Source organism: Desulfuromonas sp., from assembly GCA_002869615.1.
GTDB lineage: Bacteria > Desulfobacterota > Desulfuromonadia > Desulfuromonadales > UBA2294 > BM707.
Genome location: PKUH01000108.1, coordinates 100,994 through 122,885, shown reverse-complemented (window position 1 = coordinate 122,885; position 21,892 = coordinate 100,994). Strand labels below are relative to the sequence as shown.

The following is a 21,892-nucleotide window of genomic DNA, read 5'->3' as shown; positions in this document are numbered from 1 at the left end:
GATAAAATCCAGGTCATTTAACGCAAAGACGCAAAGAAGAGCAAATGCGATTTTAATTGAGCGCCGCTGCGGGGCAGAGAGAAAAACGAAGCAAAAGCAAAACTGAGATTTTGGGGTAAGGCGAAAACATAAAAGACTTTAACTCTCCCGTTCTCACCCTCTTTGTTGATATTGGTTTTTACTTTGTCTCCTTCGCGTCTTTGCGGTGAGGAAAATTATTATGGTAAAGAAAGTATTTGTCACCGGTGGTGCCGGGTATATCGGAAGTCATGTCGTTCGTCAACTCGGCGAAGCGGGGCATGACGTTGTCGTTTACGATAACCTTTCGACCGGTAATTCAGAAGCTGTTTTGTACGGTGACCTTGTCGTTGGTGATCTGGCCGATCGCGAACGGTTGAAAGCGGCCCTTGAGCAGTTCCGGCCCGATGCAGTCATCCATTTTGCCGCATCGATTGAAGTCGGTGAAAGTGTGACGGATCCGCTGAAGTACTATCGTAATAATACCGTCAATGCCCTGAACCTTTATGAGGAGGTAACCTGTCTCGGTATCCGGTATCTGGTTTTTTCGTCAACGGCTGCAGTGTATGGTGAGGTCGAGGGTATCGCGAACGAGTCTGACCCGTTGCTTCCGGTGAATCCTTACGGAGCCGCCAAGATGATGAGTGAGCGGATTCTCCGGGATCTTTCCAGTGCCGTGGACGCGTTCAACTACGTCGCTCTGCGATATTTCAATGTCGCCGGAGCTGACCCGCAGTCACGAATCGGACAGGATTATAAAAATCCGACCCACCTGATTACCCGGGCTTTAAAAACAGCCTTGGGGGAATTCCCTCAATTGGGCGTCTATGGTACAGATTACGACACTCCTGACGGAACCTGCATCAGGGATTATATTCACGTCGAAGACCTGGCAGCTGCCCATCTCGCGGCACTTGAATATTTGACCGGTGGAGGTCAAAGTGATTTCTTTAATTGTGGTTACGGTCGTGGCAGTAGTGTTCGTGAAGTTATCGATGTTGCCAGGGATGTCACCGGCATCGATTTCAAGGTTGTTGATGAGGCGCGACGAGAAGGAGATCCGCCCATGCTTGTTGCCAATGCCGATAAAATCAGATCGATTCTTGGGTGGCACCCTCGTTATGATGATCTGAATACGATAATCAGTCACGCCTGGGAGTGGGAGAAGAAATTGCAAGAAAAAAAGGGTGAGCTATAGGTCAATTGCTGGTCTAATGGAGAGATGCAGAGGCGCAGAGAGAGACAAGGTAAAATTAAAGGTTTTCGGGTTAAAGTCGAATTCGTAGTTAGTGCTTTGCTCTCCGCCTCTCCGTTAATATTTTCCACTTATAGACAAAGGAATGAAGATGCAAATATCCTGCTTTAAAGCGTATGATGTCCGCGGTCGGATGCCGGATGAACTGAATGAAGAAGTTGCCCGGCGGATCGGACGTGCCTATGCCGAATTTATCAAGCCGGAAAAGGTTGTCGTCGGCCATGACATGCGCCTGTCGAGCCGCAGTCTGACCGATGCCTTGATCAAGGGGCTGGTTGCCGGTGGTGTCAATGTCTACGATATTGGCCTGTGCGGTACCGAAGAGGTCTATTTTGCGACCTTCTTCAAGGAGATGGATGGCGGCATCATGGTGACGGCGAGTCACAATCCGGCCGATTATAACGGCATGAAGTTCGTTCGCGAGAAGTCGATTCCGATCAGTGCTGATACCGGCCTTGAGGAGATCCGCTCACTCGCGGAAAAGAACGAAATTGATGATGCCGCAAAGCCCGGTGAAGTTAAAACGCTTGATGTTAAAGCGGAATATATCCGGCATCTTCTCGGTTATGTCAGTGCCACGGCACTTAAGCCGCTCAAGGTTGTGGTTAATGCCGGGAACGGTTGCGCCGGTCCGATCATCGATCTTCTGGAGCCACATCTGCCATTTGAGTTTGTCCGGCAGTTTCATGAGCCGGATGGGACCTTTCCGAATGGGATTCCAAACCCTTTGTTGGAGGAGAACCGCCAGGCGACAGCCGAAGCCGTTCTCGGCGAAAAGGCCGATGTCGGGATTGCCTGGGACGGCGACTTTGATCGCTGTTTCTTCTTCGATGAGAAGGCCCGCTTTATAGAAGGTTATTACGTGGTCGGAATGCTGGCCGAGGTGTTGCTCAAGAAAAATCCGGGTGGCAAGATTGTGCATGACCCGCGACTGACCTGGAATACCATCGATATTGTCAAGGCAGCCGGAGGAGTTGCGGTACAGTGCAAGTCGGGACACGCCTTTATCAAGGAGATGATGCGCCGGGAAGATGCCGTTTACGGTGGTGAGATGAGCGCTCATCACTACTTCCGGGAGTTTTCCTATTGTGACAGCGGCATGATTCCGTGGCTGCTCGTCTTGCAGTTGATGTCGGAGACCGGCAAGACGTTGTCGGAGCTGGTGGATGAGTGTATCGAAAAATATCCGGCCAGTGGCGAAATCAACCGCAAACTGTCCGATGCCGATCAGGCCATGGATCTGATCTATAATCAATATGCCGGGTCGGCATTGCATGTTGATACGACCGACGGCTACAGCTTCGAGTATCCGGAGTGGCGATTTAACCTGCGGAAATCGAATACCGAGCCGCTGGTCAGGTTGAATGTTGAGTCGCGGGGGGATATTGAACTGATGAAGGCTAAGACAGGAGAAATCCTGTCGTTACTTCAATAGGTTATAGCGACCTGCAAATATTAAATTGTTGCAAATTATGCAGAATTAAAGTTTAATTATGTGGTTTTATGTGAATACTATCAATTCTGAAGCATGGAGGTGTGTTGTGTTGTCGCGAGTGACCAGAATTTTATTGTTCTCGATTGTATTTGTCACGTTCTTTTCGGCCGGCAATGCCGTGGCCGCTATACGTGAGGGGGCGCTAACGCTAACGCCATTTATTGCCGGTCATATTTTCAGTGGTAATGAAAATGTGAAAAACTCACCCGAGTATGGATTGGGGATCAGTTACAATTTCACCGATCACTGGGCCGCCGAATTGACCGGCTCTATGTATGAAATGAAAGATACCTCCGGCACTGCGGTCGAGGCGGATGTCATCGCTGGCCGGCTCGACGCCCTGTATCATTTTCAGCCGAAAGAAAAGATCATTCCTTATTTTGCTGTCGGTTTAGGTGGAGTCAGTATTGATACTGACCCCAGCGGGCACGATAGTGAGGATTACACTTTCAATTACGGCTTCGGTCTGAAAATTTTTACAACCAAAGACCTGGCGTTACGTCTTGATTTGAGACACCTGATGCGTTTTGATTCTTCTGCAGGTCATTTTTATGACGATTACTGGAACAATCTGCTGGTCTCCGGTGGGATTGCCTATCAAATCGGCGGCGCCGATATTTCATCGCCGATGCTGATCGATGGCGATGAAGACGGGATTGTCGACAATCGTGATCGCTGTCTCGATACGCCGCCGGGCTATCCGGTCGATCAGAACGGTTGTCCGGTCGATAGCGATGGCGACGGTGTGGTTGACGCCGAAGATCTCTGTGCAGCCACGGATGCCGGACTTGAGGTCGATGCCAATGGTTGTCCGATAGTTGCCGTGGAGACGGTTATTGAAGATACTGATGGCGACGGCATTGCCGACATTGACGACAAGTGCCCGAATACGCCGCTCGAGATCCCTGTCAATAGTTACGGCTGCCCGCTCGACAGCGATGGAGATACGATCTTTGATATCGATGATGATTGTCCGAATACGCCGGCCGGAACGGCTGCCGGCCCGGATGGCTGCGGCCCGGATGAGGTCAACATCAAGATGCGCTACGAGGATGATTCTTCCAAGGCCGCCGCTTTCAGTTCGGAGCACCCCGAAGGCGACGATCTGGCCGCACTCGCCGAACAGGAGAGTCTTGACCTGCGGATCCGTTTTGCCCCGAATCGTTCGGTGATTGATCCCCGGCACGATGCCGATATGAAGAAAGCCGCCGCCTTTATTGCTGCTCATCCGGGCGTCAGGGTCATGGTTGAAGGTCACACCGACAGTACCGGTGCTTCCGGTGCAAATCTGCGATTATCACAGAAACGTGCTGATACCGTTCGCTGGATTCTGGTCCGCGATTATGGCGTGCCGGCAGATCGTATCATCGCCAAGGGCTTTGGCGAGTCGAAGCCGATTGCTGATAACACCACCCAGGAAGGCCGTGCCAGGAATCGTCGTGTCCTGATGTCCGTTATTCAGGAGTAGCTGTTATTATGAAGAAAGTTCGGCTTGGCGATATGTTACTGGAAGCCGGTGTTATTCATGAATTTCAGCTGAATTCGGCGCTTTCATTTCAACGGCAGCTCGGCGGTCGTCTCGGTGCCTCTCTGATCCGTCTCGGCTATCTTGATGAAGATACACTGCTGAATTTTCTCGCTGAACAGATGGATCTGTCACGGGTCGATCTCGATGCCGCATCAATTGCCGAAGATATTATCAAGCTTGTACCGGTTAACAAGGCCCTGGAGTACAGTGTCGTGCCGTTCGGGCTCAAGGAAGTTAATGGCGTCAAGCAACTTTATGTAGCGATGAGCGATCCGACCAATCTGGTTGCCATCGACGAATTGAAATTCGTCAGCGGTTATCAGGTCCGTCCGGCTGTTGCCTCCGAAGATTCGGTCATTCGTGCAATCAAGCGTTATTACGGTATCGACGTTCCGGGAGCTAAAGATAAACCGGCGCCGGTCAAATCTGCCGCAAACGATAAAAGTGCTCCGGTTAAATCCGCAAGCATGTCCACCGATGACAAGCTCAGGGAACTGATCAAGATTCTTGTTGATAAAAAAGTTCTCGACAGCAAAGATCTTGAACGTTTTAAACTCTGATTCTGGTTTTCTCGTAAAAAACTCGATATACTTGACGGCGATAAGATTATCGCCGTTTTTTTATGCCTGACTCAATTATGTATTGGCGGTCAGACATGAGAGACTGGAAGGAGGTTCAATGCTTGAAGGAAAACTGAAGGATAAATCCCTTCTGAAAATGCAGTGTTTTGTCGGTGGGGAATGGATTGATGCCGACAGTGGAGAAACGATTGACGTGACCAACCCGGCAACCGGAGCTACGATCGGGACAATTCCGAAGATGGGCGCGGCCGAGACCAAAAGGGCGATTGCCGCGGCTGAAGCGGCGTGGCCCGGATGGCGAGCCAGATCGGCCTCAGAGCGCTCATCAATACTTCTTAAATGGCATGATCTGTTGCTGGAGAACCAGAAAGATCTCGCCATCATCATGACGGCCGAACAGGGCAAGCCATTATCCGAGGCGGAAGGGGAGATTGCCTACGCGGCGTCATTTATCGAATGGTTTGCCGAGGAAGGCAAGAGGGTTTATGGTGATGTTATCCCGCAGACAAAGTCAGATCAGCGACTGGTTGTAATCAAACAGCCGATCGGTGTCTGTGCTGCCATAACTCCATGGAATTTCCCGACGGCAATGCTGACCCGAAAGGCCGGGCCTGCTCTGGCCGTTGGTTGCCCGATGGTTGCCAAACCGGCTACGGCTACGCCGTATTCGGCTCTGGCACTGGCTGAACTCGGTGAGCGGGCCGGGATTCCGGAAGGGGTGTTCAGTGTCGTGACCGGTTCATCCGGAGCTATCGGTGGTGAACTGACCAGCAATCCGGGCGTTCGCAAGCTGACCTTTACCGGTTCCACCGAGATCGGCAAACAGTTGATGGAGCAGTGTGCCGGAACCATGAAGAAGGTGTCGATGGAGTTGGGCGGCAATGCGCCATTTATTGTTTTTAACGATGCTGATATCGATGCCGCGGTCGAGGGCGCAGTGATTTCAAAATACCGGAATACCGGACAGACCTGTGTCTGCACCAACCGGTTCCTGGTGCAGACAGGCGTCTATGACGAGTTTGCCGAAAAATTGTCGACCGCCGTTGCCGGGATGAAAGTTGGCGACGGCCTCGCCGGACAAACCGATCAGGGTCCGATGATTGATCACGATGCCCTGGCAAAGGTCGAGGAGCATGTCGATGATGCGCTTAGCAAGGGCGGCCGGGTCCTTACCGGCGGCAAACGCCATAAACTGGGCGGTACCTTTTACGAGCCGACGGTCATTGCCGATGCTGCCACGGATATGCTGGTTTCCAGTGAAGAGACCTTCGGTCCGGTTGCGCCGCTTTTCCGTTTCGAATCAGAGGCAGAGGCAATCGCGATGGCGAATGCGACCGAATTCGGATTGGCTTCTTATTTTTATACCCGTGATCTCGGCCGCTGCTGGCGGGTCGGGGAGGCGCTTGAATACGGGATGGTCGGCATCAATACCGGCCTTGTCTCCAATGCTGTCGCTCCGTTCGGTGGCGTCAAGGAGTCAGGAAACGGCCGTGAGGGATCAAAATACGGAGTTGATGATTACCTTGAAATTAAATACCTCTGCATGGCCGGGGTAGAATCTTGAGCCGTTCCCACTTGCAGATTCAAAACTGGGGCCTGATCGATTATAATGAAGCGCTGCAACGCCAACAGGAACTGCAGGCGATGCGGATTGCCGGGGAGCACGGAGATGTTCTGATTCTGGTTGAGCATCCGCCGGTGGTGACCCTGGGACTGCGGGGTGGTAATGATGATCTCCGCTTCAGTGCTGCCGCTATCGGACAAAGCGGAGTTGCTCTTCATCATATCAACCGCGGTGGTTATGCAACGGCCCATGAGCCGGGACAGCTGGTTGCTTATCCGATTGTCCGGCTGCCAAAAAAAGATCTGCGCTGGTATTCGCAGCTGTTTTTGCAATCACTGGCCGAAACTCTCGCAGATTATGAACTCAGGGCAGAATTCAGGGACGGGGAACCTGGCCTCTGGGTCAATGGCAGTAAAATCGCCAGTTTCGGTATCGCCGTGAAAAAATGGGTGTCATCCCACGGGATCGCGCTTAATGTCAACAATGATCTGTCTACCTTTGACATGATCGTGCCGTGCGGCAAGCCGACCGAATCGGTCACCTCGATGACCAGGGAAATCGGTCGCAGACTCGATATGAATGAGGTCGCCGACAGGTTCGTCGATCATTTTTGTGCACTGTTCAATTATTCACCCAAGCTCGAGAAAGAATTATCTGTTGACATTTAAGTAATTGAATTTATGGAGGAATGCGAATTGAAAAAAACACCTTTGAACCAGGTGCATCGTGATCTCGGTGCCCGAATGGTCGATTTTGGGGGCTGGGATATGCCGGTCCAGTATAGCGGGGTTATCGAAGAACATCTCGCAGTAAGGAGCGCTGCCGGTCTGTTCGATGTGTCGCATATGGGTGAAATCGAGGTGAGGTGTGCCGAAGCCTTGTCCTATATTAAGAAATTAACCGTCAACGATGCATCCAAGCTAATCGACGGGCAGGTTCAATATTCGGCGTTCTGTTATGACCATGGCGGTGTCGTTGATGATGTGACCCTGTATCGTTTTTCCGCCGATCATTTTATGTTCTGCGTCAATGCCGCCAATGTCGACAAGGATTTCGCCTGGATGCAGGATGTTTTGCAAAAGGGGGTTTTTCCTGATGTTGAGCTGACCAATGTCAGTGACTCAATTGGTCAGATTGCCCTGCAGGGACCGAATTCCGAGGTTATTCTCGCCGGGTTGACCGATTATGAACTCGGGTCAATTAAATTTTATCATTTTGCCGAAGACAAGGTCGATGGAATAGCTTGTATTATCTCCCGGACTGGGTACACCGGAGAAGATGGTTTCGAACTTTATTGTCCGTCAACCGAAACAGCGAAACTCTGGAACCGATTGATGGAGGCCGGCAAGCAACATGGTCTCGTTCCGGTTGGCCTGGGAGCGCGCGACACCCTCAGACTGGAGAAGAAATATGCGCTATATGGGCATGAGCTTTCTCCGGATATCACTCCGCTGGAAGCCGGTCTAGGCTGGATTACCAAACTTGATAAGGATGACTTTGTCGGCCGGGATGCCTTGCTCGCCACAAAAGAGAAGGGGGTTCCGCGTAAACTGGTCGCGATAAAAATGAAGGTCCCCGGCATTCCGCGAGAAAATTACCCGGTCTTTGCCGGTGAGTCGGAGGTCGGTGTGGTGACCAGCGGAACCATGTCGCCGTCACTCAAGGTCGGAATTGCCCTGGCCCTGGTTCACCCCGAGCACTCAGCGGTCGGAACCGAACTGGAGATCGGCATTCGCGCCAAAAAAGTTAGTGCCGAAGTCGTCAAGCCGCCATTTGTTTGAAAAAAATGGCAGTCGGCAGAATACTAAAGACTGAAAACTTCAAATTTATTGATTATACTGGCTACCGGTGACTGATTAATTCTTAGCCATCCCCTGTAGGCTGTGCATAGTCTTTATGCAATTGTCTACAGGCTGTTTTTTGCAGTTCATTTTGCAAAGATTTTTTTTGATAAAAAAAGACTTTAAATCAAGAGGTTACAGCTTCTGTTCAGGCAGTACCCAAATTAGGCAGGGTCCTTGCTTTGTAGAAGTACGAATATTAACGGCCGGACTGCTTGCATTACCTGATCATTATCGATAAGGTCATGTCAGTCGGTTCCAAAACAAATAGCCGGGAGGTTAACAAGATGCGTAAGGTTGAGGCAATTATCAAACCGTTCAAGCTGGACGAAGTCAAGGAAGCGTTGAACGAGATCGGTATTCAAGGCATCACAGTCAGCGAAGTCAAGGGATTTGGTCTGCAGAAAGGCCACACCGAGCTTTATCGCGGTGCGGAATATGTCGTCGACTTTATTCCGAAGATCAAGATGGAAATCATCGTTGCTGATGACATGGCCACCAAGGTTGTCGAGGTTGTCGGCGAGGCCGCCAAAACCGGCCGGATCGGCGATGGCAAGATTTTCGTTACCGCGGTTGATGAAGTTCTGCGTATCCGCACGGGTGAAACCGGCGACGATGCCCTTTGATTTAATCAGTTTGTATTTCGACAATAACCGTAGTTAATAAGAAAAGTCTTGCCCTTTACAGGGTGGACGAAATGACAAAAGGAGATTGTACATGACACCGAAAGAAGTATTGGCTTTTGCCCAGGAAAACAACTGCCAGATGGTAGATTTCAAGTTCCTCGACTTTGTCGGGATCTGGCAACACTTTTCAACCCCGATGAGCGAATTCAGTGAAGAGACTTTTGAAGAAGGTATCGGTTTTGACGGTTCCTCGATCCGTGGGTGGCAACCGATTCATAATTCCGACATGCTGATCATGCCGGATCCGTCGACTGCCAAGGTCGATCCTTTCCCGGAAGTACCGACCCTCAGCCTGATCTGTAACATTATCGACCCGCTGACCCGCGAAGGCTATTCGCGCGACCCGCGCTTCATCGCCCAGAAGGCTGAAGCCTATCTTAAGTCTTCGGGTATCGGCGATACCGCTTTCTTCGGCCCGGAGCCGGAATTCTTTATCCTTGATGATGTCCGTTACGTACTGTCTCAGAACGAGTCGTTCTACAGCATCGATTCAGATGAGGGCATCTGGAACACCGGTCGTGACGAGTTTCCGAACCTCGGTTACAAACCGCGCAACAAGGAAGGTTATTTCCCCTGTGCACCGACCGATTCAATGATTGATCTGCGTAACGAGATGGTTCAGGTTCTGCAGAGCGTTGGGATGCGTATTGAAGCTGTTCACCACGAGGTTGCAACCGGTGGCCAGGCTGAAATCGATATGCGTTTCGATTCGCTGCTCAATATGGGTGATACCCTGCAGTGGTTCAAGTACATCATCAAGAACGTCGCTGTCCGTAACGGCAAGACCGTTACTTTTATGCCGAAGCCGATTTTTGACGACAACGGTTCCGGTATGCACTGTCACCAGTCGATCTGGAAAAATGGCGAAAATCTCTTCGCCGGCGACGGCTACGGCGGCCTTTCCAAGATGGCCATGTATTACATCGGCGGTATTATCAAGCATGCCGAGGCCCTCTGCGCCTTCACCAACCCGAGCACCATTTCCTACAAGCGTCTGGTTCCCGGTTTTGAAGCTCCGGTTAACCTTGCTTATTCGAACCGTAATCGTTCGGCTTCACTGCGGATTCCGTCGACTGACAATCCGAAATCGAAGCGTGTTGAATACCGGACTCCGGACCCGAGCTGCAACGGCTATCTTGCCTTTGCCGCTATGTTGATGGCCGGCCTTGACGGGATCGAAAACAAGATCGATCCAGGTCAGCCGCTCGACAAGGATATCTATGGTCTGTCGCCGGAAGAACTCAAAGACGTTCCGACTGTTGCCGGTTCTCTTGAAGATGCTCTTAAAGCTCTCAAGGAAGACCACGCATTCCTGCTTAAGGGCGATGTCTTCACCGAAGACGTTATCGAAATGTGGATTGACTACAAGATGGAAAACGAAGTTGATCCGGTTCGCATGCGTCCGACCCCGACCGAATTTGCTCTCTATTTCGATTGCTAATTCGTTCAGAATGTTACATGCAAAAGCCCCGGCCAATCGGCCGGGGTTTTTTTTGTGATGAGGGTCAAACTGCTCGAAAGTCGTTGGCCCGGTCTGTGAGTTCGCACCTAGATACTGTTCCGAGCCAGATAATCCTTGATGCTATGAATGTCGGCATTCAGCACTTCGCAGTGACTTGGTCGGGATTCAATGTCTTTAAGGGAGTCTGGTCTGGGTGGTTTTTCGCCGATGGCCTTTTCGACCGCACTGTCAAATTTTGCCGGGTGGGCAGTGGCCAGGCAGATGACCGGAATAGATCCGTCTGTTAACTCTTTTCCTGCATGGACACCGACGGCTGTATGTGGGTCGAGGATATAGCCAGATTCCTTGTAGAAACTGGAGATTGTGCTGATCGTTTGATCATCGTCGACCGATAGTGACAGGAAGTCTTCTGAAACCCGTTTGATTTCTTCAGGAGAAAATAACAATTTATCGCCGTCGGCGAATCTTTGCATGGCGGCTGCAACTTTGTGACAATCTTCATGGTAAAGATAGAACAGATAACGCTCGAAGTTACTCGCTTTTTGAATGTCCATTGACGGTGAAAGCGAAGGATGAACGTCTCCGATTGAGTAATCACCCGCCTGAATAAAGCGTGTCAGGATATTATTTTCATTAGTGGCCAGTATCAGTTTTTTGACCGGTAAACCCATTCGCATGGCGATATAGCCGGCAAAAATATCTCCGAAATTTCCAGTCGGAACCGAAAAATAGACCTCTTTGCAACCTGTTTCCTTTCGGATTCGGGCCCATGCATAAAAGTAGTAAACAATCTGCGCCAGTACGCGTGCCCAGTTGATTGAATTGACTGCGCCGAGAGCGTAGCGGCTCTTGAATGCCAGGTCGCCGAAGGCGTCCTTGACAATCTGTTGACCGTCATCAAAGGTCCCCTCGATGGCGATATTGAAAACATTCGGATCGGTCACCGTCGTCATCTGCAGTTCCTGAATTGGCGAGACCTTTTTGTGCGGGTGCAGAATGAAGATGTTGATGTTCTTCTTGCCGCGCACTCCGTAGATCGCTGCCGATCCGGTATCTCCACTGGTGGCGCCAAGTATATTCATTTTTTCGCCACGCTCGGCCAGCAGGTATTCGAACAGGTTGCCGAGAAACTGCAGGGCGACGTCCTTGAAGGCGAGAGTCGGTCCGTGGAAAAGCTCAAGGATATAAACACCATCCTTGTGGACAACCGGAGTGACCTCATCGTGGGTAAAGGTCGCGTACGATCGGTCAATTAAATCCTTGAGATCGGATGAAGGTATGTCGGTCGCATAGCTGGAGATGATCTGGAATGCGAGTTCCGGATATTCAAGGTGCCCTAAAGCATCGAGATCGCCTTCCGTCAACACCGGAATATCTTCCGGAATTATGAGGCCGCCGTCATCGGCAAGGCCCATCATCACCGCGTCCTTGAACGCAATATTTTTAACCCCGCCACGGGTACTGATATATTTCATAATAGTTCTCCTTGAAACCGGCATATCATATCAGGAACATTATTGCAGGGGAAGGGAAGAAAAGTCTATTTACCCCGGATCGAATATGGAATTTTACTCGTGCTGATCCTGTGATATATATGTCTCTGCTTTTTCGCTGGTTAAACGCTTTGCAAGGGAGATTTTCCTGTCCGGGACATGCCGGCCGTAAGGAATAAATATTCTGTCTGAGATGAAATCCACTTTTTCAGTTGTTACGTTGGGCTGCAAGACCAATCAGTTCGAATCGGTTTCGATGGAAGAGAAGCTTGCGGCCGCCGGTTATCGTCCTGTGCCATTTGAGGAAGGCGCTGATCTGGTGATCGTTAACACCTGTACCGTCACCGCGGCAACTGATTCACAGTCGCGCAACCTGATCCGCCGCGCCCGACGGCAGAATCTCGATTGTCGAATCATTGTTACCGGCTGCTATGCCCAGGTCGACCCGGAAGCGATTCGCACCATCCCTGGCGTCACGGTCGTGCTTGGCAACGATGATAAAAAGGATCTGATCCGCTATCTGGGAGCGGGCTCCGGCGATCCGGTTGTGGCCGTATCGGATATCCGTGGTGTTGCCGGGGCCGTACCGCATGAAATAAACAGCTTTTCCGAACGGAGCCGGGCCTTTGTTCAGATCCAGAATGGTTGTAACGCATTCTGTTCCTACTGCATTATCCCTTATGCGCGTGGCAGCAGCAGATCGGCACAACCTGCGCAGGTTGTCGAACAGGTACGGAGACTGGTTGGAAAAGGTTATCCTGAACTTGTATTGACCGGTATTCATATCGGCGCATATGGCTCAGATCTTGACCCCGTGGGCTCGCTTGTCGAATTATTGCAGCGAATCGAAAAGGAAACGGAGGTAAGGCGTTTGCGTCTCGGATCGATTGAACCGAATGAAATTACCGATGAACTGATTGACGCCATTGATCAATCCGCCATTATCTGTCCGCATCTGCATATTCCGTTGCAATCAGGAGACGATCAGGTCCTGCAACGGATGAATCGTCATTACAGTGCCAACGACTTTTATCGACTCATCGAAAAAATTCACGCACGTTTGCCCGATATCGCTTTCGGCTTTGATGTGATAACCGGTTTCCCCGTCGAGACAGAGGAAGAATTCAACAATACTCGTCGTCTTGTTGAGGCGCTGCCGGTCTCTTATCTGCATGTCTTTCCCTATAGTCGGCGTCCGGGAACACCGGCGGCCGATCTTTCTGGGCAGGTACCCGGGAATATTGCCAAAGAGAGAGCGGCAACACTGAGAATTATTGCTGATGAAAAAAATAGTCAGTTTGCTCGGCGCTTTATCGGCCAACAACTTGACGTGGTTGTTGAATCGGTCTCCCGGGAAGATAATGTCTGGAAAGGATTGACCCGCCATTATCTTCCGGTAAGCTTCAAAGGCACTGCTGAACTTGCTGGATCTCTGGCCGATATTGAAATAACCGGATGGCAAGCCGGACAACTCGTTGGTTCTTACGTCGGTAAATCGTCAAATTTTTAGTCCGGCTGTTTCTCAAAGGTTTTCCTGCTCCTTCTGGAGGGTCCGATTCCTTGAATTCATCTGCCTTTAAAAGCTCGTCGAAAAAGGGGTTGGGTGCTTTTGTCGGTGTGTTCACTCCGACGATTCTGACAATTCTCGGCGTTATCATGTACCTCCGTTTTGGCTGGGTTGTCGGCCAGGTCGGACTCTTGAAAACCCTTGTTATTGTCGCTATTGCTAATCTTATTACTCTGGCAACCTCTTTAAGCCTCTCTTCGATTGCGACCAATACACGGGTAGGCGGTGGTGGTGCCTATTTCATGATTTCCCGCAGCCTCGGACTCGAGATCGGTGGCGCTATCGGTTTGCCCCTGTTCCTGTCACAGGCATTTTCTGTAACTCTCTATGCCTATGGTCTGGCCGAGTCACTCCGTATCTTGTGGCCGAAACTCCCTTTACTGCCAGTCAGCTTGACCGTTATCGTTGCTGTCGCCCTGATATCTTACCGTGGTGCGTCTTTTGCCCTGAAAGCTCAGATTCCGATCATGATTCTGATCGGACTTTCCATTTTTGCTCTGGGTGCCGGAGCATTGACGTCGGCTCCGGCCTTAACCGTTGAAAAAATAACCGACTTTACGCCGGTGTCTTTCTGGCATGTATTTGCTGTATTTTTTCCGGCAGTGACCGGCATTATGGCCGGTTTGAGTTTGTCCGGTGATTTAGCCGATCCGCGCAAATCTCTCCCCCGCGGAACGCTGGCTGCAGTTTTATGCGGTTTTGTCGTTTATCTGGTGGTCCCGGTATTTTTAACCGTCGGTGCTGATTCTCAGACTTTGCGCACCGATTCTCTTGTCTGGACAAGAATATCGGTTTTCGGGCCATGGCTCATTCTTCCCGGCTTGTGGGGTGCTATCTTTTCTTCCGCCGTCGGTTCAATGCTTGGCGCTCCACGGACGTTGTCAGCATTGGCATCAGACAAACTCGTTGCAAAATTCCTGAAGCCGAAAGCTTCAGCTCACGGCAAGGAGTCGCTGGCCGGTTATGCCGTCACTCTGTTTTTGGCGTTAGCGGCTGCTCTTCTGGGCGATCTGAATACCGTCGCGACTGTGGTCACAATGTTTTTTCTCAGTGTGTACGGCCTGGTTAACCTGGTTGCCGCAATTGAAAGAATTGCCGGTAATCCATTCTGGCGGCCGACGCTGCATACGCCATGGTATATAAGTCTGCCGGCGGCATTTGCCTGTTTCGGTGTCATGCTTCTGATCCATTGGCCGGCAACTATTATCGCATTATCTGTAGAGTTTTTTCTCTGGCTCTTTTTTAAACAGAGAATTCGCAAAGAGAGTTGGGGTGACGTCCGTCGCGATCTTTATGAAGCGATGATTCGCTGGGCCCTGATCCGCCTTTCCAAAAGGCCGATGACAGCCCGCAACTGGCGGCCGCATATTCTGATTTTCACCAGTAACCTTGAAAAACGTCTCGACCTGGTGCAGTACGGCATCTGGTTCAGCGAGAATCGAGGCGTGGTAACCGCCTGCGAACTGGTCGAAGGCGATATTATGAAGATGGAGATCGATACAGCCGCGCGGCAACGTAAGCTTGAATCGGTTTTACAGGAAGAAGGGATTTGTGCTTTCGCAGAAGTCAACGTGGTCTGGAACGTAGAACGGGGAATCCTGGCGGTTTCCCAGGCCAACGGCCTGGCTGGCCTTGAGAGTAATACGATTCTGCTCGGGTGGCCGGATGATCCGGAAAGGCTTGCATCTTTTTTGCGACTGGGACGCCATCTGGTTCAATTTGAACGTAGTCTGGTGATCGGCAACCCCGGTTTTATCAAGCTGTCGCATGAAGGGCATACACGTTCTATCGATGTCTGGTGGGGAGGATTGAAAAGAAATGGCGACCTGATGTTGTTGCTTGCCTACCTGTTGTCGCAAAACCCGGAATGGCATAATGCCCGGATCAGAATCCTCAGCCTCGCTTCGAATGAATTGATGCACAGGAGTACCAGTCAGTTTCTCGAACAGTTGATCAGCGAAATTCGCATCGATGCCGATATTATTGTCAGTCTGAAACCGAAGGACAAAACAGTCTTCGAGGTGATGTGCGAAGAGAGTAAAGATGCCGATATCGTCCTGCTAGGCCTGGCATTGCCGGAAGAAGGCGAAGAGGGGCCCTATGTCGAACGAATGATCGAAATGGCTGAATGTTTGCCGAATTGTTTTTTCGTCAACAACGGGAGCTTGTTTATTGGTGACCTGGTGACGCCTGAACTTGCGGATGATGAAAAGGTTGAAGATGTGGACGATGATTCTGCAGATGAGGCGAGAAGCGCCGATTGAAGTCAATCGGCTTCCCAGGTTTTATGCCGCCTGTTGCCGACCCTGTTCGATATCGACCTTTGCCAGAATAAACGTGCCGATAATAAAAAATCCACTTAAAGCAAGGATGGAAAGTCTGGCTGATCCGGTCACGTCGGAGATGATAGCAAAGACCAATGGCCCGAATATAGAAGCAAACTTGCCGCTGACGGCATAGAAGCCGAAAAACTCGGCGCTTCTTGATTTCGGGACCATCGTGGCAAAGAGCGAACGGCTGATCGCCTGGCTGCCACCCAGAATCAGGGCGACAACAAAACCGAGAAACCAGAATTCAGCAGCAGAATCAATAATGAAAGCATAAACAGTCACCCCGACAAAAAGAAGCAGGCTGAGCATGACAGTTTTTTTTGCTCCGATCCGGGCGGCGAGGGCGGCAAAGATCAGAGCGCCGGGCATTGCAATGAACTGTATCATCAAAAAACAACCGAGGATTGAGGCCTGCGACATGCCGAGTTCGACACTTGCGAATATTGCCGAGACCGCTATAACTGTTTGAATGCCATCATTGTAAAACAGAAAAGCGACCAGGAAACGGAGCAGGTGCGGATAGTGTCTGATCCGGCTGAAGGTTTTAAAGTAGCCTTTCAGGCCATACAGCAGCGGTTCGGGGTCATGAATAAAAACCTCTTCGCGGATATGGCGAAATGCCGGTATGGCGAAACCGGCCCACCAGAGACCGGTTAGCAGAAAGCCGATCCGGGTTGCCGTTGCCCGGTCGGCCAGGCCAAACAACTGATATTGCTGAATCAGTATGAAAACAGCGAGCAGGGCGAGTCCGCCGCCGAGATAACCTGCGGCAAATCCACGTGCTGAGAGCCGATCGAGGTCGGAAGCTTCGGCCAGGGCCGGTAAGAAGGAATTGTAAAAAATATTGCCGGTGGCGAACCCGATATTGCCAATGATAAAGAGCCCGGCCGCCAAAAGGTATTGCCCCGGTCCGGTAACGCTGAGCATGGCCGTCGCGGTGGCTCCAATAAGGCAGCAGAGAATAAGAGAGCGGCGGCGCGCGCGGTGAGCATCGGCCCGGGCTCCGATGTAAGGTGCGAGCAGGGCAACGGCAAGCATCGACAATGAGATGACATAACCCCAGAGGGCCGTTGCCGGCATCCGGTGCTTCATGCCGAAGAATGTGAGTTCCGCTCCATCCGCAGGAACCAGTGAGGCAAAATAGACCGTGAGAACGGCGGCGAGAATCACCGTAGCGAAGGCCGAGTTGGCCCAGTCATAAAGACACCAGCCCCGCCAGGCTTTTCTGAGGTTTGCGTTTGTCCCGGTTTGGTTCAATTGTCGGGGTCCCTTCCGGGGCGTTGTCGGATATGTTCAACATAAGCACAGTCTTCCGGCAGCCAGATAGCATTTTTAACGACATCCGGCGTCAATTTGATGCACTCTTCACCGGTTTCAAACCGTTTGTGGTAAACCTTGCATGAGCGATCCGCCATGTCGAAGTACCGGCACGGAATCGGTGTCGCATATACCGTTCCATCATCTTCAATGATTTTATTGAAACAACACTAGCCGCAACGGCGACAGATGCTATCCCACAGTTGATCATCCATGCTCAACACTCCGGCGAATAGACCGTTTTGATGGTTTTATACTCAGGTAGCGTAATCATTGATTAACGATAGCCAACTTCCTCGCTCAGCTTGAGTCGGCTCGGCATGAAACTGCCGTTGCCGGTTGCAACGAGGCGGTTCTTTTGATCGAAAATTTCACCTGAAGCGAAACGGACATTTCGAGTGGTCGCATTGACCTGTGCCCTGACCAGCATAATACCAGAGGTGACTGGTGCAATGAACTGGATGTTGAAATTCGAGGTGACCAGAAAACACTCCTTTTCAATGGATTGACAGGCAAAATAGCAGGCATCATCAAGCATCTTGAAATAGACTGAACAGTGTACGGTTCGTCAGGAATGGAAGAACTTCGGGTTGACCTCGATTGTTATTTCGGCACAGTTTTCGGAAACGGTTATTTCCGGATTGAAAAATGTGTTGATTGCAGCGGTCCGAAACATGTTTTCGAGTTTTGTGTAATGACTCCGGTCTGTCATTGTTCTGTTTCTTGTCCTTTCGAGATAAGGATTTCGGTAAAAGATCCGATGTGAAATCGGGCTTAAACTAACGGTTGCACACCCGGTGGATCCCCGTAACGACTGGCGTACAGATGACCCGATGCCGCAAGGTGGGGAGGTGACTGCCGGTGCCGGTACTGTTGAGACTCTCTGTGTCTAATTATTGAAGGGGAATCTCCTGTTCGGTCAGGACGATACCATTGTTATCGATAACCTGAACTTTCAGCATGCCTGGAGTCAAATGCCATACCTGCTTGGTAGACCAGGTCCGCCAGCGGTCATCTCCGATTCTCAGCGGGACCTCGGCAATCGGAACATTATTGTAAAACCACTTGTGTGTCAGTAACTGATCTTTACCGTTACGGACTTCGGTAAAGAAATAGACCGTCTGCTCGCCAACACTGATTTTTTCAGGACTGTTGATCGGTTCGTGGTCACTGATTCCGGTGCAGAATGTCGCTCTGGAGATTTGTGCCGGATTGGCAGCAATCAGCAACGTCGGTGAGGCCATAATGGTGAGGGCCAGGAGGATTGCGATAATATACTTCATAGTATTTTCTCCTCATTGTGTTTTCATTAAATGTAACAGAATGAATGATGAACGCAAAAAGTAAATCAATTACGATCGGAGATGAGTTCTCCTCCGACGGCAACCTGGTCCGGGCTGTTTTCCCGTATCAGAATGATGATTTTTTCCTTTGCCATGCCGTAGGTTCGGGCAGCAGCAGTGGTGATCGCCTCAACCATATCGCGTCTCTGTTTAATATCTTCCACAGGTGGCCCTTCAATCGTAATAACAGGCATTTACTCCTCCTTGTCAAGGTAGAATGTCAGCCATCGACTTTCCAATAAAATCAGCCGCCAATATGTAAACTGATCCCGAGAATTAACATGAAACTGATCTGGTCAGACGAGTGCCGCCGAGAAAAGAAAGAAGGATCTTGCGGGCCGGTGCAGCTGATAGCGGATCCCGCGGTATTACGCCAACGTTAACTGCCGAACATCTGGCGGCGAAGGTTCGACTTCATCAATGAAAACAAAATCACCTTCTTCGTACCCTCAGTTGTTGCTGCTCGCCAAATTCAAAACTCGATCTTCCAGCTCATTAAGGCGGGTTGTGGGCTCCTGCTCATGTTGAGTGATAAAGTCTCCACCAGTGCGTATTACTTTTTTTGTACTGGCCGGTTACTCAGGCGCTTTGCCGGATTGATGTAGGAAATAGTTGTTTCCTCTGGCTGCGATGTTGTGCTTATAAAACCCTGCCCGTTTTTGTTGATGCTGAGTGTCAGTGGACCATTGCCGGATGTTGATTTGACTTCACAGCTGTCGATATTGTGTCCCTGGATACTTACCGGATTCATTCTGCCGTCGGCGCTGTAGAGTTCGACGCGCAGCAACGAACTGTTGCCGATATTGATATCACACCACCCGACAAATTCGGCCTGACTGTCCGAACCTCCATTCACTGATATCTCGAATGTATTGGAGCGATAGGCATGACCGGCAGATACAATAATGAAGACGAGAAAAAGCAGTATGGACGCAGGTCTTATTACGGTTTTATTGACCATTTTTTTTCTGCCCATTCCAGGTAGCGATCAATAGTCGGTTTTTCGGAGTAATATCGGCCGGAATGATTCCGGTCCAGACATTGTAGCCGGCCGTCTGCAGCCTGGCAACACGCATTACATCGACAGCCAGGGTCGGCTCCATCCATCCTTCGAGTTGACCGGTTGCCGATTGCTTCAGGTCGTGGCAGCAGGGGAGCAGGGCAAGTGCTGCGTTATTATCAACAGCCAGATCAATCACCTGGTCGGTTAACGCCCCGCAGGCATGGACTGAAACCAACAGGTCTTCACTGGAAACGGTCGCCTTGTCCATATTTGTCTCCTGGAAACTGACTCTGCCAGCCAGTGCCGGCCACTTCACGGTCAGTACTGACGATAGTCTGGCCGCCGAAGGAGGAATCGTTCGGTCGATGGCCGTAGCGGCCGGAATTGAACTGTCGAGCAGCAGGAGGATATGGGAAAGGAGGGCGTGACCACAGGCGAGTTCAACGATATTCCGACCTTTTATCCGACGATGAATACGCCGGGCGACCTCCCAGGATTCGAAAAATTCCTTGCGCGGCAGGCACTCGGCTTCGCAGACGGTGCGGGCAAGGCGGCTGAACAGATTTTGTTGCGGGAAAAGCTCGAGATGTCGTCTGTTCAGTCGATTACGAGAAGATCGCTTCATTGTCGGCTACTCATCGTGATCCGAATTGTTCTGGTGCATCATCTCGGGGAAGGCATCCATCAACCGCGTAAATCCGAGCAGCAGCATGTAAAAAACCACGCAGATTGGCAGGAGCATGACAACCGATACCAGGATGCCTCGACCGCCAAAGAAATCGATAATCCCTTCATGAAGAAAAAGGCAGGACGCTATCCAGAGGAGGGTGAGAAATGTGCCGCCGACTGCCTTGATGATCTCGATGTAGATGATGAAAATTTTGAGCCCGATACCGCAGCCGCGGTAAAGCTTGAAATGGCGAGAAATATTGTCCCCAAACAGCAGGATAGCTGCCAGGATGCCGAGGTAAATGATGATTTCCGTCCATTCCATCACGATTGTTGATCCCTGACTTTGCCACGTAGAGACTTGGTCCTGCCGCGCCGCGATTTTTTATCAAGTCGACGCTCTTTTGAGGCGGTGGTTGGCCTGGTCGGCCTCCGTTTCTTGCGTGGTGTCGCGACACTCTTGACCAGTTGCTTCAACCGTTCGAGAGCAGCCGACCGGTTCTGTTCCTGCGAACGCGTCGATTGCGCCTTGATAACAAGGACGCCTTCGGCGTTGATCCGTTGATCGGCGAGGGCGAGCAGACGTTCTTTCAACGGTTCGGGTAATGATGAATTCTTGATGTCAAAACGGAGGTGCGCTGCAGTGGCAACCTTGTTCACATTCTGGCCTCCGGCGCCCTGGGCCGTGACATACGAAAGTTCGATTTCGCTCAGTGGGATCGAAATATGACGAGTGATCTGCAACATTGAGCAACCGGATTAATCAGGCAGCGGGATGAATTCGGTTTCACCCGGTACGCCGGGAAATTTGTTGTCCTGCCAGTCCTGTTTGGCCTGTTCGATCCGTTCCGGACGACTCGAGACAAAATTCCAGTAGATCTTGCGCACGCCGAGAGGCTCTCCGCCGATGATGACCAGTCGGGTTGTTTCAACTGCCTCGAGTTCAATTTCTGCCGATTGATCGAATACATACATCTGCTCGGGCTGCAGAAGATGTTTTCCGGTTCTGACCTGCCCGGAGATGATATAAAGCCCGCGTTCATTGGTATCGTTCGGCAATTGCAGGCGGGCATTTTCTGCCATGGTCGCTTCGATATACAGGGTTGGAGAAAATGTCCGGACCGGTGATTTAAGGCCGTATGCTGCGCCGATCATGAGTCGCAGTGAAACGCCATCTTCTTCCAGTGTCGGCAACTCGTCGCTTTCGTAATGGTGAAAGGAGGGGTCCGTCTCTTCATCTTTTTCAGGCAGGGCTATCCAGAGTTGAAGGGCATGCAGAGTGTGTCCTCCCGAGCGGATTTGCGGGGGCGTTCGCTCGGAATGGACGATCCCTTTACCGGCAATCATCAGGTTGATTTCACCCGGCCGGATCGATTGAACCATACCGAGATTGTCCCGATGCAGGATTTCTCCTGAAAACAGGTAGGTGATCGTTGCCAGGTTGATATGAGGGTGCGGCCTGACGTCAATCCCCTCGCCGGATGCAAAAGTCGCCGGTCCGGCATGATCGAAAAAAATAAAAGGGCCGATCATCTTTCGTTCCGGCGCCGGAAGGCAACGGCGAACGGTGAAACCTCCGAGGTCCTTCTCGTGTGGTTCGATGATCATCTCGATTGCCTTACAGGGGTTGTGCGTACATTTTTCGTCCATTGCATTTTTGAGCAGATCACTCATTATTCCCCCAAAGTCATTTGAATTGTTTAAATTGTAATTTCGACAGGCTGAAAGATATCATTGTCG

General features: G+C 50.9%; 21 protein-coding genes. 11 read left to right on the top strand and 10 right to left on the bottom strand.

Going from position 1 to position 21,892, the window contains the following annotated elements; all coding sequences use genetic code 11:
• Positions 1–220 precede the first annotated feature (220 nt).
• From galE to glnA, 9 genes are all read left to right on the top strand, one after another.
• Complete coding sequence (gene galE / locus C0623_12645) at positions 221–1,216, top strand: UDP-glucose 4-epimerase GalE (protein ID PLX98516.1); 996 nt, start codon at positions 221–223, stop codon at positions 1,214–1,216.
• A 148-nt stretch (positions 1,217–1,364) separates the two neighbouring features.
• On the top strand, positions 1,365–2,708 hold the full coding sequence (locus tag C0623_12640) for a phosphomannomutase (GenBank protein ID PLX98515.1): 1,344 nt from the start codon (positions 1,365–1,367) through the stop codon (positions 2,706–2,708).
• A 58-nt stretch (positions 2,709–2,766) separates the two neighbouring features.
• A complete protein-coding gene (locus C0623_12635; protein PLX98514.1) occupies positions 2,767–4,236 on the top strand; it encodes a hypothetical protein in 1,470 nt (489 codons plus the stop codon).
• Positions 4,237–4,244: 8 nt separating this feature from the next.
• Positions 4,245–4,856, top strand: coding sequence for a hypothetical protein (locus C0623_12630; protein ID PLX98513.1), 612 nt, complete (start codon positions 4,245–4,247; stop codon positions 4,854–4,856).
• 118 nt (positions 4,857–4,974) lie between these two features.
• Positions 4,975–6,441, top strand: coding sequence for a succinate-semialdehyde dehydrogenase I (locus C0623_12625; GenBank protein PLX98512.1), 1,467 nt, complete (start codon positions 4,975–4,977; stop codon positions 6,439–6,441).
• On the top strand, positions 6,411–7,109 hold the full coding sequence (locus C0623_12620; protein PLX98511.1) for a hypothetical protein: 699 nt from the start codon (positions 6,411–6,413) through the stop codon (positions 7,107–7,109). Before C0623_12625 ends, C0623_12620 begins: the two co-directional genes overlap by 31 nt.
• A 12-nt stretch (positions 7,110–7,121) precedes the next feature.
• Positions 7,122–8,222 carry a glycine cleavage system protein T gene (gcvT, locus tag C0623_12615; protein PLX98510.1) on the top strand — a complete coding sequence of 367 codons (1,101 nt, stop codon included), beginning with the start codon at positions 7,122–7,124 and terminating at the stop codon, positions 8,220–8,222.
• A gap of 347 nt (positions 8,223–8,569) precedes the next feature.
• On the top strand, positions 8,570–8,908 hold the full coding sequence (locus C0623_12610) for a transcriptional regulator (protein ID PLX98529.1): 339 nt from the start codon (positions 8,570–8,572) through the stop codon (positions 8,906–8,908).
• Positions 8,909–8,999: 91 nt separating this feature from the next.
• A complete protein-coding gene (glnA, locus tag C0623_12605) occupies positions 9,000–10,409 on the top strand; it encodes a type I glutamate--ammonia ligase (GenBank protein ID PLX98509.1) in 1,410 nt (469 codons plus the stop codon).
• A 107-nt stretch (positions 10,410–10,516) separates the two neighbouring features.
• On the opposite strand, the gene C0623_12600 is transcribed toward glnA, so the two are convergent.
• Positions 10,517–11,905, bottom strand: coding sequence for a threonine synthase (locus tag C0623_12600; GenBank protein ID PLX98508.1), 1,389 nt, complete (start codon positions 11,903–11,905; stop codon positions 10,517–10,519).
• A 211-nt stretch (positions 11,906–12,116) separates the two neighbouring features.
• Here C0623_12600 and C0623_12595 point away from each other — a divergent pair, with 211 nt between their 5' ends.
• Positions 12,117–13,433 carry a tRNA (N(6)-L-threonylcarbamoyladenosine(37)-C(2))-methylthiotransferase MtaB gene (locus C0623_12595; GenBank protein ID PLX98507.1) on the top strand — a complete coding sequence of 439 codons (1,317 nt, stop codon included), beginning with the start codon at positions 12,117–12,119 and terminating at the stop codon, positions 13,431–13,433.
• Between the two features lie 50 nt (positions 13,434–13,483).
• A complete protein-coding gene (locus C0623_12590; GenBank protein ID PLX98506.1) occupies positions 13,484–15,754 on the top strand; it encodes a Na-K-Cl cotransporter in 2,271 nt (756 codons plus the stop codon).
• Positions 15,755–15,775: 21 nt separating this feature from the next.
• Here C0623_12590 and C0623_12585 read toward each other — a convergent pair whose 3' ends face one another.
• From C0623_12585 to C0623_12545, 9 genes are all read right to left on the bottom strand, one after another.
• Entirely contained in the window at positions 15,776–17,077 is a 1,302-nt protein-coding gene (locus C0623_12585) for an MFS transporter (protein PLX98505.1), read from the bottom strand.
• A gap of 337 nt (positions 17,078–17,414) precedes the next feature.
• A complete protein-coding gene (locus C0623_12580) occupies positions 17,415–17,675 on the bottom strand; it encodes a hypothetical protein (GenBank protein ID PLX98504.1) in 261 nt (86 codons plus the stop codon).
• A gap of 355 nt (positions 17,676–18,030) precedes the next feature.
• Positions 18,031–18,420, bottom strand: coding sequence for a hypothetical protein (locus C0623_12575; protein PLX98503.1), 390 nt, complete (start codon positions 18,418–18,420; stop codon positions 18,031–18,033).
• 65 nt (positions 18,421–18,485) lie between these two features.
• Positions 18,486–18,674 carry a 4-oxalocrotonate tautomerase gene (locus C0623_12570; protein PLX98502.1) on the bottom strand — a complete coding sequence of 63 codons (189 nt, stop codon included), beginning with the start codon at positions 18,672–18,674 and terminating at the stop codon, positions 18,486–18,488.
• A gap of 359 nt (positions 18,675–19,033) precedes the next feature.
• A complete protein-coding gene (locus tag C0623_12565; GenBank protein PLX98501.1) occupies positions 19,034–19,441 on the bottom strand; it encodes a hypothetical protein in 408 nt (135 codons plus the stop codon).
• Entirely contained in the window at positions 19,431–20,108 is a 678-nt protein-coding gene (locus C0623_12560; GenBank protein PLX98500.1) for a methyltransferase domain-containing protein, read from the bottom strand. The genes C0623_12565 and C0623_12560 overlap by 11 nt, the downstream gene beginning before the upstream one ends.
• Positions 20,109–20,114: 6 nt before the next feature.
• Entirely contained in the window at positions 20,115–20,477 is a 363-nt protein-coding gene (locus C0623_12555; GenBank protein PLX98499.1) for a hypothetical protein, read from the bottom strand.
• Positions 20,477–20,899, bottom strand: a complete 423-nt coding sequence (locus C0623_12550; protein ID PLX98498.1) for an aminoacyl-tRNA hydrolase — start codon at positions 20,897–20,899, stop codon at positions 20,477–20,479. Before C0623_12550 ends, C0623_12555 begins: the two co-directional genes overlap by 1 nt.
• A 12-nt stretch (positions 20,900–20,911) precedes the next feature.
• A complete protein-coding gene (locus C0623_12545; protein ID PLX98497.1) occupies positions 20,912–21,826 on the bottom strand; it encodes a hypothetical protein in 915 nt (304 codons plus the stop codon).
• Positions 21,827–21,892 lie beyond the last annotated feature (66 nt).

Bases quoted from the DNA above. Each gene is read 5' to 3' on its own strand.
- galE (PLX98516.1), top strand. From the start codon at position 221: ATGGTAAAGAAAGTATTTGTCACCGGTGGTGCCGGGTATATCGGAAGT.
- C0623_12640 (PLX98515.1), top strand. From the start codon at position 1,365: ATGCAAATATCCTGCTTTAAAGCGTATGATGTCCGCGGTCGGATGCCG.
- C0623_12635 (PLX98514.1), top strand. From the start codon at position 2,767: ATGTGGTTTTATGTGAATACTATCAATTCTGAAGCATGGAGGTGTGTT.
- C0623_12630 (PLX98513.1), top strand. From the start codon at position 4,245: ATGAAGAAAGTTCGGCTTGGCGATATGTTACTGGAAGCCGGTGTTATT.
- C0623_12625 (PLX98512.1), top strand. From the start codon at position 4,975: ATGCTTGAAGGAAAACTGAAGGATAAATCCCTTCTGAAAATGCAGTGT.
- gcvT (PLX98510.1), top strand. From the start codon at position 7,122: ATGGAGGAATGCGAATTGAAAAAAACACCTTTGAACCAGGTGCATCGT.
- C0623_12610 (PLX98529.1), top strand. From the start codon at position 8,570: ATGCGTAAGGTTGAGGCAATTATCAAACCGTTCAAGCTGGACGAAGTC.
- glnA (PLX98509.1), top strand. From the start codon at position 9,000: ATGACACCGAAAGAAGTATTGGCTTTTGCCCAGGAAAACAACTGCCAG.
- C0623_12600 (PLX98508.1), bottom strand. From the start codon at position 11,905: ATGAAATATATCAGTACCCGTGGCGGGGTTAAAAATATTGCGTTCAAG.
- C0623_12595 (PLX98507.1), top strand. From the start codon at position 12,117: ATGAAATCCACTTTTTCAGTTGTTACGTTGGGCTGCAAGACCAATCAG.
- C0623_12580 (PLX98504.1), bottom strand. From the start codon at position 17,675: ATGCTTGATGATGCCTGCTATTTTGCCTGTCAATCCATTGAAAAGGAG.
- C0623_12575 (PLX98503.1), bottom strand. From the start codon at position 18,420: ATGAAGTATATTATCGCAATCCTCCTGGCCCTCACCATTATGGCCTCA.
- C0623_12570 (PLX98502.1), bottom strand. From the start codon at position 18,674: ATGCCTGTTATTACGATTGAAGGGCCACCTGTGGAAGATATTAAACAG.
- C0623_12565 (PLX98501.1), bottom strand. From the start codon at position 19,441: ATGGTCAATAAAACCGTAATAAGACCTGCGTCCATACTGCTTTTTCTC.
- C0623_12560 (PLX98500.1), bottom strand. From the start codon at position 20,108: ATGAAGCGATCTTCTCGTAATCGACTGAACAGACGACATCTCGAGCTT.
- C0623_12555 (PLX98499.1), bottom strand. From the start codon at position 20,477: ATGGAATGGACGGAAATCATCATTTACCTCGGCATCCTGGCAGCTATC.
- C0623_12550 (PLX98498.1), bottom strand. From the start codon at position 20,899: ATGTTGCAGATCACTCGTCATATTTCGATCCCACTGAGCGAAATCGAA.
- C0623_12545 (PLX98497.1), bottom strand. From the start codon at position 21,826: ATGAGTGATCTGCTCAAAAATGCAATGGACGAAAAATGTACGCACAAC.